General features: G+C 48.4%; 11 protein-coding genes and 1 pseudogene. 4 read left to right on the forward strand and 8 right to left on the reverse strand.

What is annotated here, in order from left to right:
• Positions 1 to 45: 45 nt before the first annotated feature.
• Positions 46 to 1262, forward strand: a pseudogene (locus tag V7126_RS03255) (multidrug effflux MFS transporter).
• 39 nt (positions 1263 to 1301) lie between these two features.
• Here V7126_RS03255 and bslB (V7126_RS03260) read toward each other — a convergent pair.
• Together bslB (V7126_RS03260) and bslB (V7126_RS03265) are read right to left on the reverse strand one after the other, a co-directional pair.
• On the reverse strand, positions 1302 to 1775 hold the full coding sequence (gene bslB, locus V7126_RS03260) for a biofilm surface layer hydrophobin BslB (protein WP_046129386.1): 474 nt from the start codon (positions 1773 to 1775) through the stop codon (positions 1302 to 1304).
• A 179-nt stretch (positions 1776 to 1954) separates the two neighbouring features.
• Positions 1955 to 2533 carry a biofilm surface layer hydrophobin BslB gene (bslB, locus tag V7126_RS03265; protein WP_046129387.1) on the reverse strand — a complete coding sequence of 193 codons (579 nt, stop codon included), beginning with the start codon at positions 2531 to 2533 and terminating at the stop codon, positions 1955 to 1957.
• Positions 2534 to 2846: 313 nt separating this feature from the next.
• Here bslB (V7126_RS03265) and V7126_RS03270 point away from each other — a divergent pair, with 313 nt between their 5' ends.
• Together V7126_RS03270 and V7126_RS03275 are read left to right on the forward strand one after the other, a co-directional pair.
• Positions 2847 to 3506: a rhamnogalacturonan acetylesterase gene (locus V7126_RS03270; protein ID WP_302052206.1), complete on the forward strand. Its 660-nt coding sequence runs from the start codon at positions 2847 to 2849 to the stop codon at positions 3504 to 3506.
• A gap of 108 nt (positions 3507 to 3614) precedes the next feature.
• Positions 3615 to 5330, forward strand: coding sequence for an ABC transporter ATP-binding protein (locus V7126_RS03275; RefSeq protein ID WP_175076545.1), 1716 nt, complete (start codon positions 3615 to 3617; stop codon positions 5328 to 5330).
• A gap of 74 nt (positions 5331 to 5404) precedes the next feature.
• Here V7126_RS03275 and prpB read toward each other — a convergent pair whose 3' ends face one another.
• From prpB to V7126_RS03305, 6 genes are all read right to left on the reverse strand, one after another.
• Positions 5405 to 6322: a methylisocitrate lyase gene (gene prpB, locus V7126_RS03280; protein WP_216898866.1), complete on the reverse strand. Its 918-nt coding sequence runs from the start codon at positions 6320 to 6322 to the stop codon at positions 5405 to 5407.
• Between the two features lie 11 nt (positions 6323 to 6333).
• On the reverse strand, positions 6334 to 7767 hold the full coding sequence (locus V7126_RS03285) for a bifunctional 2-methylcitrate dehydratase/aconitate hydratase (protein WP_373688010.1): 1434 nt from the start codon (positions 7765 to 7767) through the stop codon (positions 6334 to 6336).
• A 39-nt stretch (positions 7768 to 7806) separates the two neighbouring features.
• Positions 7807 to 8922, reverse strand: a complete 1116-nt coding sequence (mmgD, locus tag V7126_RS03290; RefSeq protein ID WP_046129392.1) for a citrate synthase — start codon at positions 8920 to 8922, stop codon at positions 7807 to 7809.
• Between the two features lie 45 nt (positions 8923 to 8967).
• Complete coding sequence (locus V7126_RS03295; RefSeq protein ID WP_175076542.1) at positions 8968 to 9648, reverse strand: GntR family transcriptional regulator; 681 nt, start codon at positions 9646 to 9648, stop codon at positions 8968 to 8970.
• 135 nt (positions 9649 to 9783) lie between these two features.
• Complete coding sequence (locus tag V7126_RS03300; RefSeq protein WP_175076541.1) at positions 9784 to 10632, reverse strand: dTDP-4-dehydrorhamnose reductase family protein; 849 nt, start codon at positions 10630 to 10632, stop codon at positions 9784 to 9786.
• Positions 10629 to 11615 carry a polysaccharide biosynthesis protein gene (locus V7126_RS03305; protein ID WP_175076540.1) on the reverse strand — a complete coding sequence of 329 codons (987 nt, stop codon included), beginning with the start codon at positions 11613 to 11615 and terminating at the stop codon, positions 10629 to 10631. Before V7126_RS03305 ends, V7126_RS03300 begins: the two co-directional genes overlap by 4 nt.
• 239 nt (positions 11616 to 11854) lie before the next feature.
• Here V7126_RS03305 and wecB point away from each other — a divergent pair, with 239 nt between their 5' ends.
• On the forward strand, positions 11855 to 12946 hold the full coding sequence (gene wecB, locus V7126_RS03310) for a non-hydrolyzing UDP-N-acetylglucosamine 2-epimerase (protein ID WP_175076539.1): 1092 nt from the start codon (positions 11855 to 11857) through the stop codon (positions 12944 to 12946).
• The last annotated feature ends 16 nt before the right edge of the window (positions 12947 to 12962 follow it).

Genomic DNA, 12962 nt, shown 5'->3' on the forward strand with positions numbered 1-12962 from the left:
ACTTGCTGATCCGGCAGCAACATAAATGATTGAAAGGGTGATCCAATGAATATAGCAAACAACCAGGCCGGTGTTGCCGATCGGGCGAAAGCGCGGCCGAACCGCGTGTGGATTGCCGTGATATTGGGCATTTTATCCGGGATCGGTCCGATTGTGATCGATTTATATTTGCCGGGGCTGCAGATTTACATACGACTGCGTCCATCGTCCAGCTTAGCTTAACATCGTGCTTACTGGGACTGGCAGTCGGACAAATTGTTATCGGCCCTTTCAGTGATGTGCTCGGAAGGAGGCTGCCGCTGCTCGTATCATTGGCCGTTTTTGCCGCGGCATCTTTTTTGTGCGCGTTGAGCTCATCTGTCTGGGTATTGATCGCCATGCGGTTTATTCAAGGTGCGGCTGGAGCGGGCGGCATCGTGATATCCCGTGCGATTGCCCGTGATTTATATTCGGGTACTGAGTTAACGAAATTTTTCTCGCTGCTGATGCTCGTCAACGGGATAGCCCCGATCATCTCACCGGTGGCAGGCGGACAGCTTATGAAAGTGACTTCATGGAGCGGCGTCTTTTTCATTATCGGCGCTTTTGGCATCATCATCATTCTGGCCGTCATCATTGGAATTAAAGAGTCGCTTTCCCCGGAAAAGCGTACGGCAGGCGGTTTCAAAGAGACGTTCGTCTCTTTCGGAAAGCTTTTCGGCCAGCGGGCCTTTATGGGATATGCATTGGCTCAAGGGTTGATCGTAGCCGGGATGTTCGGCTACATATCTGCCTCTCCGTTCGTTTTGCAAAATATTTACGGGCTATCGGCCCAAGCTTTCAGCTTTTGTTTTGCAGTAAACGGCCTTGGCATTATCATCGCTGCCCAGATTACGGGGAGGCTGGCCGGCCGGTTCGGTGAAGCAGCCCTATTGAGATGCGGGCTGTTGATATCATTGACAGCCAGCCTGATCCTGTTCTTGTCCATCGCCTTTCATGCCCCGCTCATGTTTGTTTTGATCCCGCTCTTTATCGTCGTTTCCTGCATTGGAGTCGTGACGACGTCTGGCGGTTCTCTGGCCATGCAAAGCCAAGGGAAGTCAGCCGGGAGCGCATCGGCGCTTTTGGGGCTGCTGCCGTTTATTTTAGGCGCGGCTGCGGCGCCGCTCGTTGGCATCGCCGGAAGCCATACGGCGATGCCGATGGCTGTCGTCATTGTGTGCTGCAATATCAGTGCCGTGATCTGTTTTAAATCGCTGGCCGGACGCGCGGCGCAGGCGTAAAAAACTCCGGAGCGTGAACCTCCGGAGTTTTTTAACATTTTAGCGCGGAGCGATTTCCACCGTCGTTTCCGCATGGCCGTAGTTTCTTCCCCATTTTTGCAATTCCGCGGTGATTCTATGTGTGCCGGCATTCGGAAGCGTTTTTCGGACCATCACCAGCTTAAACTGGGAGGAGCTGAATGCATACACGGGAACTCTGACGGTTTGTCCGTCATTCAGAATCTGGGTATAGTTTAATGTTCTGCCGTTTAGCGAATCCCTTGTGTTCGCATGGAAGCGGTACGGGAAGTTAAATTCGACGTAGCTCGCGCCGACGAACATATTCGGTTTGTAGGTGACTTCAATGTCGGAAGTCGTCCATTCTTTATTACTTTGGGTGGTTTCGACATGAAGGGCCGGTTCGCTCCTGTAAAAAGCGGCATTTGCTTCCTGGGACGGAAGAATAAAAGAAAACAATGCTGCAGATGCTAGCAGGCCAACACGCATTTTTCCAATAAACTTACGTTTAAGCATCGATTAGTCCCTCCTAAACGGCAATTTGGCTTCTTTTCCTGCTCACTTAATCTATCATTATTTACCATACGGGTAAATATTTTTTGAAAAAAGTTCTAAAAACGTTTACATCTATTATTATGTATCAGAAGCAGTATGATCAGGAAGCCGGCTCCCAATGTGAGCCGGCCGGTATACATTTAACGAGGAACGATCTCCAGCGTAGCTTCCGCATGATTGATGTTCTTTCCGTTCTGCTGCAGTTCGGCTGTAATTCTGTGCGTGCCTGCGTTTGGAAGCGTTTTCCGAACCATCACCAGTTTGAATTCAGACGAACTCAATGCATAGACGGGTACTCTGACTGTCTGTCCGTCATTTAAAATTTGCGTGTAGTCAAGGGTTTTACCATTTAGCGTATCTCTTGTGCTTGCATGAAAACGGTACGGGAAGTTGAATTCAACATAGCTTGTACCGACGAATGTATTCGGTTTGTAAGTAATTTCGATATCAGAGGTTGTCCATTCTTTATTGCTGTTAACGGCTTTGACCTCAAGCACCGGTTTCTGAGTCGGGTTATCCGGCAGCGGATTATCAGGTTTCGGATATTGAGGCGGCTGCGGCTTAGGCTTAAATGGAGGCGGACAAAAAATCGGACCTCTGAAATGACTCGTGCTCACTTCCTGTGCATTTGCTTCATTGGTAGGAAGGATAAATGAAAACAGTGCTGCAGAAGTTAATAGACCAATACTGATTTTACTGATGATTTTTCGTTTAAGCATCAACATGTTCCTCCTAAATGGCAATGTGGTTAGAGGACGTCCGGAAAGCAGCAAGAAAAGGCGGCTATACGATCGCGATCAGCTAAATTCCTTTTCTTGTTTAATTAATCTATCACCATTTACCAAACAAGTAAATATTTTTACGTAAATTTCTTGAAAAAATTTAAAATATTCAATGATTGCTGCTAGTTTTCTGTATTTTACACATATAAAAGAGTCGTATAACGAACAAAATGGATAAATATGGATTAGTTATTGTTATTTTTCGATTTTCAGATTAATCTATTAAAAAACTTCCTGAGGGGGATTGAGGATGGAAAACATTCAATTGTTTCTGGCCGGTGATTCAACGGTGTCGTATTATGATGCTTCGGCTGCGCCGAGAGCAGGATGGGGACAGAGAATAGGGGCGTTTTTAAACCAGGGCGTCCTTGTGCACAATGAAGCGGCGTCAGGGAGAAGCTCAAAGAGCTTTATCGAGGAAGGAAGACTCGAACGGATCATGGAGCATATGCGAAACGGCGACTATTTGTTCGTACAGTTCGGCCATAACGATCAAAAGCCTGATGAGCGCCATACTGAGCCGTATGGTTCCTACCAGGCTTATTTGCGCAAATACGTTGAATGCGCCAGGATGAAACAGGCCAATCCGGTGCTGATTACGCCCGTTCAACGACGATCGTTCGATTCGGAAGGAAGGCTCCGCGACACTCACGGCGATTATCCGGATGCCATGAGACAGCTTGCTGCAGAACTTCGTGTTCCGCTCATCGACCTCACATCAAAAAGCGGCCGCCTGCTTCAGACTTTGGGACCCGAATCGTCAAAAAAGCTGTTTTTATGGCTGAAGCCCGGGGAACATCCAAACTACCCGGACGGAGCGGAAGACGATACCCATTTTTGCGAATACGGCGCAGGGGTAATCGCCGGGCTCGTGGCAGAGGGGGCGAAAGAAGCCGGGCTTGCGTTATGAGCTATTTGAGAATGTTATTCAATTATTTTTCGGAATTTTAGCACTTCATTATCTAATCTATGATACGATCTATTTCATAGAGATTTTTTAAAAGGAGTGCACTCTCTCATGATTCGCCGCTTTTTTTCATACTATAAACCTCATAAACGGCTGTTTATCATTGATTTTACAAGCGCGATCATCGTCGCCGCTTTAGAGCTCGCGTTTCCGCTCGTTGTTCAGTGGTTCATCGATACATTGATTCCAGGGGGCGACTGGGCCGAAATCGTCTGGGTCAGCATCGGACTATTATTCATCTATCTGATCAGCACCGGGCTTCAATATATCGTCAATTATCTCGGCCATAAACTGGGAATCAACATCGAGACCGACATGCGCCAGGAGCTGTTTCAGCATGTGCAGCGCCAATCGTTCAAGTATTTTGACAATACGAAGACGGGGCATATTATCAGCCGCATCACCAATGACCTTTTTGATATCGGAGAGCTAGCGCACCACGGGCCGGAGGATCTGTTTATCGCGGTCATGACCTTTTTGGGCGCGTTCTGGATCATGCTGACGATCAATGTGAAGCTGGCGCTTGTCGCCATTTTGTTCGTGCCGCTCTTGATCGTCCTGATCACGTATTCGAATGTTAGAATGAACAAGGCCTGGCGTGAAATGTACGGGGAAATTGCCGATGTTAACGCAAGGGTTGAGGACAGCGTCTCAGGCGTGCGAGTCGTCCAATCATTCACAAATGAACGTTATGAAATTTCGCGTTTTTTGAAAAACAACCAAAAGTTCCGCAAGGCAAAACTGAAAGGCTATAAAACGATGGCCATGACGACCGCCGGGACATTTTTAATGACGCGTTTCATGATTCTTTCCGTCCTCGTGTTCGGTGCGTGGCTCAGTTTTTCAGGAGGCATGACGTACGGCGAATTTGTCGGCTTTGTTCTTTACGTGAATGTCCTGTTTAAGCCGATTGATAAAATCAGCGCGATTTTGGAGCTTTACCCAAAAGGAATGGCCGGTTTCAAACGGTTTACGGAGCTGATTGATACAAAGCCGCTGATTGTCGACCGGAAAGATTCGATTGATGTTCCGGCTTTAGAAGGAAATATCGTCTTCCGAAACGTTACGTTTGGATATGAAGAGCATAAGCCTGTCTTAAACGGGATCGATTTAACGATAAACGCGGGTGAGACGGTAGCGTTTGTGGGGCCGTCGGGCGCGGGAAAAACGACGATCAGCTCGCTGATTCCGCGTTTTTACGACGTTGACGGCGGTTCGATTACGATTGACGGCATTGACATTCGCAAGATGACGAAGCGGTCCCTGCGTTCACAAATCGGCATCGTTCAGCAGGACGTTTTCCTGTTTACGGGGACGCTGCGCGAAAACATTGCATACGGGAAATTGGATGCAACTGATGAAGATATCAGGCGTGCGGCCAAAATGGCTCATTTGGAGGAGCTGATCGAGTCGCTTCCGGACGGTTACGAAACCGAGGTCGGCGAAAGGGGACTGAAGCTTTCAGGCGGCCAAAAGCAGCGGATCGCGATCGCGAGAATGTTTTTGAAAAACCCGCCTATCCTCATTTTGGATGAAGCGACATCCTCCCTTGACACGGAAACGGAACGAATCATTCAAAATGCGTTGACAGAGCTGTCCAAAGACAGGACAACGCTCATCATCGCCCACAGGCTCGCCACCATTAAGAATGCCGACCGGATTGTCGTGGTAACGGAAAACGGTATTGCAGAAGAAGGATCACACGATGAATTGGTTGAAAAGGGAGGAATATTCGCCAGTCTACATCGCGTTCAGTATCAGTCGTGATATGAAAAGGGCAAGCCCGGATGCGGGCTTGCCTCTTTTGCATTGCTGCGGTTAGCTTAAACCGGTCCGGAATATCAGCGGTTTTCTTTACCGATCTCGGGCAGTACGGTTTTTGCGATCGTCTCGTCGAGCTTTTCGTAATCATAGTAATGAATGGCATCGTAAAGTTCTTCACGCGTCTGCAGATCGTTCAGCACGCCTTTTTGCGTGCCTTTTTCGTAAATTTCCGTAAATGTGCGTTCATACGCTTTTGCCGCGGCGCGCAGGGAAGTGACCGGATAGATCACCATGCTGAATCCGAAAGATTGAAATTCTTCGGCCGTAAAATAAGGCGTTTTTCCGAATTCGGTCATATTGGCGAGCAATGGGGCATTGACGGCAGACGCGATTTCTTTGAATTCGGCTTCGCTTGTCAGCGCCTCTGGAAAAATCGCGTCAGCCCCCGCTTCTTTGTATAGAATGGCCCGCCTGATGGCAGCTTCTGTCCCTTCCACCGCTTTTGCATCCGTACGAGCCACGACCACAAGGGAAGGAGCGGTTTCTTTGATTGCTTTAATTTTTGCGATCATGTCTTCTATCGGGATCAGCGTTTTTCCGTTTAAGTGCCCGCATTTTTTGGGAAGCTGCTGATCTTCGATTTGAACGGCCGCGACTCTGCTCTCAACCATTTCGGCCGCTGTACGCGCGGCATTCAGCACCCCGCCGTAGCCTGTGTCTATGTCGACTAAGACGGGCAGGTTGGCGGCTCTGACAAGCTCGCGGGCTTTATCCGCCATTTCTTCCGAATGGATCATGCCGAGATCGGGCATGCCCCGGCTTGCCGTATAAGCGGCGCCTGACAGGTAGAGCGCTTTGAAGCCGACGTTTTTGGCGGTGATGGCTGCCATTCCGTCATGGACGCCGGGGATTTTAAGGATGTCCGGTGATTTGATAAGCCTTCTGAAAGCGTCGGCCAGCTCGCACTGGCTTGCTTGTTTCGTAACAATCCACATATGAATTCCCCCTAGATTACAAACAGTTCCATAAAGTCCGGGACGGTTGTGTTCTTTAATTGTTGCGGATCATCCAAGAGAGTATTGATATTCTCCGCCTGTCTTGCAGGAAAACGCGTTTTCAGATTGCTGACGAATTTTTCTTTTAGCAGAGGGATGCCTTCATCCCGCCTGCGGCGATGGCCGATCGGGTACTCGATGGCGATATTCTCCGAATGTGTGCCGTCTTTATAAAATACTTGAACAGCGTTTGCGATGCTTCGTTTTTCCGGATCGAGGTAATCGGCGGAATACTGTTTGTTTTCCACCGTTTTCATTTTCGCACGGAGGCGGTCGATCTCCGGATTATGTGCGATTTCGTCTTCATAATGTTCAGCGGTAATCTCCCCGTAAATCAGCCCGATTGCCGTAATATACTGCAAGCAGTGGTCGCGGTCTGCCGGGTTGTGCAGCTTTCCGGTTTTGTCGATGATTCTGATGGCGGATTCGTGGGTCGTGATTACGATACGGTCAATGTCATCAAGTCTGTCCTTCACTTGGCCGTGAAGCTGAATCGCCGCTTCAGCCGCTGTTTGGGCGTGGAATTCGGCCGGATACGAAATTTTAAAGAGGACGTTTTCGATGACATAAGAATCGAGCGGCCTTGCAAGCGTCAACTCTTTTCCTCCAAACAGCACGTCCTGGAATCCCCACGTCGGCGCGGACAGAGCCGTGTGATAGCCCATTTCGCCTTTTAAGGTCATAAGGGCAAGCCGCACGCTTCTGCTTGTCGCATCGCCTGCAGCCCATGATTTCCGCGAGCCGGTGTTCGGCGCATGGCGGTATGTCCTGAGGCTTGAGTTGTCGACCCATGCCTGTGAAACGGCATTGATCACATCCTGTTTCGTTCCGCCCAATAGAGAGCATGCCACAGCCGCAGAAGCGACTTTGACGAATAAGACATGGTCAAGTCCGTTTCTGTTCAGGCTGTTGTTGAGTGCGAGGATTCCCTGGATTTCATGAGCTTTCACAATCGCCGTAAGCACATCGCTCATTGTGAGCGGTTCTTTTCCCGCGGCGAGCCGCTGTCTGCTCAAGAAGTCTGCGCATGCTAAAATCGCCCCAAGGTTGTCAGACGGATGGCCCCATTCAGCGGCAAGCCATGTGTCATTATAATCAAGCCAGCGAATCATGCAGCCGATGTTAAATGCGCCTTGGACCGGGTCCAGTTCAAATTGGGTGCCCGGTACGCGGACGCCGTTCGGGACAACCGTTCCGGGGACGATCGGCCCGAGGTGCTTTGTGCACTCGGGAAATTTGAGGGCCAAGATACCGCAGCCGAGCGTATCCATTAGAACGTAGCGGGCCGTCTCGATCGCCTCTTCACTCGTGATTGTCGCATGTACCGCGTAATCTGCAATGTCTTCAAGCAACCGGTCACACGATTGAGCCGTTGTACTTTGCATAACCATCTAAAGCATCCCTTCCTTCCGTATAAATGTTGTTTATGGCTGAAGACCGCGCGGCCCTGTGTAGCGAACCCGCGGACGAAACAGTCTGTTTTCGTCATGCTGTTCAATGACGTGCGCGCTTAAGCCGGCCGATCGCGCCGCGAAGAAAATCGGGGTGTACAGATCGATCGGAATGCCGAGCAGGTAATAGACCGGGGCGGCGTAATAATCTAGATTCGGATACAGCCCTTTTTCTTCGCGCATCAGCGTTTCACCGGCATCACACATATCGTATAAGTCCTGCCTCCCCGTTTTGTGAGAGAGCGAAAACAGGGCTTTTTTCAACAATGCGGCCCTCGGGTCCATCTTTCTCATATAGACACGGTGGCCAAATCCCATAATCTTTTCTTTATTGGCTAATTTTTGCTGGATCAGTTTGATAAAGCCGGATTTTGTTTCACCTTCGAGAAGCATATGCATGACGGCTTCATTTGCGCCGCCGTGCAGGTTCCCTTTTAGGGACGCGGCTGCTCCTGTAAAGGCGCCGTATATATCCGAATTGGTCGACGCGATGACCCTGGCGGCAAACGTGGAATTCGGCATTTCGTGCTCGCTGTAAAGCACAAGCGTCTGATCAAAGACGTCCGTTTCCTGTTCGCTCGGCTCTTTACCCGTGAGCATGTATAAAAAGTTCTGGCTGTATGACATCTGTTTATTCGGCATAATCGTCTTCTGCTGATGTAGTATGCGGTAGCTGTTTGCGGCAATGTTCGGCACCTGTGCGATCAAGCGAAGCGCTTTTGCCGCATTTGCCGCTTTCGACCGGTCATTCAGTTCAGGGTCATACCCCGACAAAGCCGAAATCCCGGTTCTGAGCGCATCCATTGGGTGGGTATCTTGAGGAAGTGTTGACAGAATGGTGTAAATCCCGTTGGGAAGATCATAAGCGTTCTTTAAAGCGCTTTCAATTCCTTTTAGCTCCATCGCATCCGGTAGCTTGTTTTGGATGAGGAGATACAGGATATCCAGATACGTTTTTTGTTCGGCAAGCCTGATTAAATCATAGCCTCTGATGACGATTTCTTCAGCCGCGGTATCCAGGTAGGAAATTCCCGTTTCACCGGCGACAACACCCTCTAATCCCGGTTTAAAAACATCGTGTTTGCCCATTTTTCCACCTCATTTTCGTTTTTTTAAAAACGAGGCATCGGCTGTTTAGCGGTTGAGTGTATAGCTTTGGAGCGTTTCTTCAATGGAATGTAGGCTTCGTCTGATATGGGAGCGCATGGCTGCTTCTGCCTGACGTTCGTTTCTTTCCTTGACGGCATGATAGATTGCCAAATGTTCATTGAAGGATACCGATGGTTTGTAATGAGGATTTTTGTATCCGCTGATTCTCCGGTACCGTTCGATCCTGTTTTCCAATTGTTCGAGAAATCGCTTGGCTGTTAGATTTACACTGATGGATTGCAAGATAGAATGAAATTCAGAACCGTATTTGACCGTATCCGTATGGCGGTCTTTGGCGGCAGCCATCTTCATTAATTCGAGCCGGTCTTCAAGCTGGTGAAGCTGCTCCGTCGTGGCAAGCCGTGCGGCCTCGGCGGTCAGCAATCCTTCCAGCGCTTCACGGACCTTAAAAACCTCTTTCGCCTCTTCCGGTGAAATCGGACAGACGCGGAGCCGGCCGTTTGGCTGTTTATTGACCAATCCTTCAAGCTCCAGCCTGTAAAGAGCCTGGCGCAGCGGAGTTCGGCTGATTTCCAAGTCCTTTGCAAGATTGTCTTCTACGAGCTGTTCAGAAGGCGAATATTCGAGTTCGATGATTTTTTTTCTGATTTCATTGTAGGCGTAATCACTTGCAGACTGTCTTTTGACTGGATTTGCAGAGCTCATGAAAAAATGTCACCCCTCCTTTTTCTGAATATAAATATAATTGTATACAATTATCCCGATGTGTCAATGCATCGTTTTCCATAAAAAAACAAACACCATCCCTCTTTTCTTAAAGGGGCGGGTGTTTGCTTTTTTTTACGCATATTGATATAGGTGGGGCCGGTCGTCGATCCATCGTTTTAATTCTTCAAGCATTTGCTCATAGCTGACAGGCTGATACGGCACATCATCCCTCGTCATGACGAGGCTTTTATCAGAGCGCACGTCATCATCGGGGATGATCGACACACCTCTCTCAAACGTCTGATTGATGGAGAGGAGCAATTCATATTTTGAGATGAAGCGGTTTCCGGTCAGATGAATGAGACCGGTTAACCGATGCTTAAGCAGCTCCTCAATCGCCTTTGCAAGTTCAAGCGTCGTCAATCCGTTCCAGAAACCGTTTCTAAACCCTGTGATCGTTTCCTTTTGATTCATGAACCAATGAAACAAACCGATGCCGTCTTTCAGTTCAGGTCCAATAATGGACGTTCTGATCGTGAGGTTTCTGTCATCTATGACTTCACCAAGGCTTTTCGTTTGCGCATAGACTGAACCTCCATCTTTTGCATCTGTTTCGGTATATTTTCCTTTCGAGCCTGAAAAAACGCAATCGGTGCTGATGTGAATCAGGTAATAATGATAGTTGCCGCTCATGTCGGATAACAGGTGAGGCAGAATGCTGTTGACATGGATTGCATCGAGCAGATGATGGCGCGCGGCGTCATTTAATATCCCGGTCGCATTGATGACGACGTCGGGGTTCACTTTTTCCAGCAGCTTTTTTAATTCATCTGTGTTCGTGACGTCCAAAAAAAAGCAGTGCGGATCATCTGGCAAGGAATGGCGCTGTGTCCAGAATACGTCGTATTGCGTTTTGGACGCAAAAAATTCCTTCAAGACGTGGCCGGCCATGCCGTTCCCGCCCAAAATCAACAGTTTCACTTAATGAATCCCCCTTCCCTTAGCAGTTCTGCAATCTCGGGTTTCGTCATTAAAAGGTCGTTGGATTGGTACTTCTCAAAGGTCGCTTTTGGATATGTCCGGTAGTGACGGGCCAGCTTTTCTGAAGGATGGGAAGGCAGAATGACATAGTGTTCGGAATCGAAAAGGTAAGTATACGGAACCTCATGATCGGAAACGAGCACTTCGTGGAGCTTTTCTCCAGGCCTGATTCCGATTTCTTTAATTCCGACAGAACTTCCCATCGCTTCGATCAGGACTTCTGCAAGATCCAATATATTGCAGGCCTTCATTTTCATTACGAAAATTTCTCCGCCCAGCGCTTCCTCTGAAGCCTTGAGCAGCAAGTCAATCGCTTCGCCGACTGTAAGAAAGAATCTTGTCATCTCTTTTGACGTCAGCGTGAGATCCTCTCCCTTCTCTATAAAGCGCTTAAAGAGCGGCACCACGCTTCCGTTTGTCCCCAGCACGTTTCCGCCTCTGATGCAGACGAAATCGGTGCGGCCGCTGTAATCGTTGGCACGGATCATCAGCCTTTCGCCCAGCGCCTTGGTCATTCCGTAGAAGTTGACCGGATCGGCCGCCTTATCGGTTGACACGTCAATCACTTTCTTGACCCGCTGGGCGAGCGCTGCGCGTATGACGTTCTGCGTTCCGACGACGTTTGTCTTTAACGCTTCGTCAGGCTGTCCCTCGCATATCGGGACATGCTTCAATGCTGCCAGATGAAAGATATAATCGATATCCTGGCAGGCAGACTCCAAAGAAAGATAGTCCCTTACATCACCGATGATGAACGTTAAGGAAGGATGGTGATTGAATTCTCGCTGCATGCCGATTTGTGTAAATTCGTTCCTCGAAAAAATCCTGATCTCCTTTGGTTTATATAATAATAGTTTTTTGGTAAGTTCCGTTCCCCAGGAACCTGTACCTCCTGTAAGCAGTATTCGGGCGTTTTTAAACATACTACTCCTCCTAAAAACAGATCGTTTGATAGACTGTCAAAACTAGCATATAAATGTATATGTTTTGCAGGAAATTTTGTGTGATAGAACCGCCTGATGCGAGAAAAAATAAGCCATATTAAGAGGTTATCGATTGATGGCACACCATTTTTTTCGAAATGAATATATATATATAGATTTTTTCAGCGCTAGATTGATCAATCATAAAAAATGTTCAACAGCCAAAAAGGAGCAAGATGATGAAAATCATGACGATTCTCGGGACCAGGCCGGAGATCATCCGCTTAAGCCTGATCATCGGCAAGCTTGATCAATTTGCCGGTCAGCACATATTGGTCCACACTGGTCAAAACTATGACGCGAGCTTGAGTGAAATTTTTTTTGATCAATTAAAGGTGAGGCTGCCGGATTATCATATTAAACCGTCTCGGCATTCAACAGGCGCGCAAATCGGCGAAATCTTCACCGAGGTCGAAAAGCTGATATTGAAGCTTGAGCCCGATAAACTGCTCGTGCTCGGTGATACAAACAGCGCGCTTTGCGCTTTTCTGGGCGAAAGGTACGGCATTCCGGTCTATCATATGGAGGCCGGCAACCGCTGCTTCGACAACTCGGTTCCAGAAGAAATCAACCGCAGGGTGATCGATTCGATCGCATCTTTCAACCTCCCCTATACAAGAGTTGCCAAAGAAAATCTGGAAAGGGAAGGCATGCATCCGCAAAGGATATGGGTATCGGGAAATCCGATTTATGAAGTGATGAACCATTACCGGGATGACATTTCAAAACGAAAGCCGCTTGATGCCTTGAATGTACAGAGCAAATCTTTCATATTGGTAACGGCGCACCGGGCGGAAAATGTAGATCATAAAAAGCGGCTGCAAAATATTGTTGATGCCCTGGCATCGCTCGCCGGGACACACAAAATACCGGTTATTTGCAGCGTTCATCCAAGAACAAGAGACCGTTTGCAAAAATTCGGCATTCAAAACGATGAAGGCTTGCTGAAATTTTGCGAACCGTTTGGATTTTTTGATTTCGTTAACCTTCAGCAGCATGCAAAATGCGTCATCACGGACAGCGGAACGGTTCAGGAAGAAAGCTGCATACTCAAAGTGCCTTCGGTTACGATCAGGAACAGCACCGAACGGCCCGAAACGGTCATGTGCGGAAGCAATGTAGTGTCAGGGCTTGAAACGGAGCGGATCGTCGATGCGGCGGAGCTGATGATGCAGGCCAAAACGGATTGGGAGCTGCCGGAATGTTATGATGATCCACTAGTATCAGACAAAATCGTCCATTTTATCTTAGGCGGCCTGAGACATGTTTGACTGACATCTTGAAGCC

The sequence above is a fragment of the Bacillus sp. JJ675 genome (assembly GCF_036963165.1).
GTDB lineage: Bacteria > Bacillota > Bacilli > Bacillales > Bacillaceae > Bacillus > Bacillus glycinifermentans.

Bases quoted from the DNA above. Each gene is read 5' to 3' on its own strand.
- mmgD (WP_046129392.1), bottom strand. From the start codon at position 8,922: ATGGGCAAACACGATGTTTTTAAACCGGGATTAGAGGGTGTTGTCGCC.
- wecB (WP_175076539.1), top strand. From the start codon at position 11,855: ATGAAAATCATGACGATTCTCGGGACCAGGCCGGAGATCATCCGCTTA.
- V7126_RS03270 (WP_302052206.1), top strand. From the start codon at position 2,847: ATGGAAAACATTCAATTGTTTCTGGCCGGTGATTCAACGGTGTCGTAT.
- V7126_RS03285 (WP_373688010.1), bottom strand. From the start codon at position 7,767: ATGCAAAGTACAACGGCTCAATCGTGTGACCGGTTGCTTGAAGACATT.
- bslB (WP_046129387.1), bottom strand. From the start codon at position 2,533: ATGCTTAAACGAAAAATCATCAGTAAAATCAGTATTGGTCTATTAACT.
- bslB (WP_046129386.1), bottom strand. From the start codon at position 1,775: ATGCTTAAACGTAAGTTTATTGGAAAAATGCGTGTTGGCCTGCTAGCA.
- prpB (WP_216898866.1), bottom strand. From the start codon at position 6,322: ATGTGGATTGTTACGAAACAAGCAAGCCAGTGCGAGCTGGCCGACGCT.
- V7126_RS03295 (WP_175076542.1), bottom strand. From the start codon at position 9,648: ATGAGCTCTGCAAATCCAGTCAAAAGACAGTCTGCAAGTGATTACGCC.
- V7126_RS03275 (WP_175076545.1), top strand. From the start codon at position 3,615: ATGATTCGCCGCTTTTTTTCATACTATAAACCTCATAAACGGCTGTTT.
- V7126_RS03305 (WP_175076540.1), bottom strand. From the start codon at position 11,615: ATGTTTAAAAACGCCCGAATACTGCTTACAGGAGGTACAGGTTCCTGG.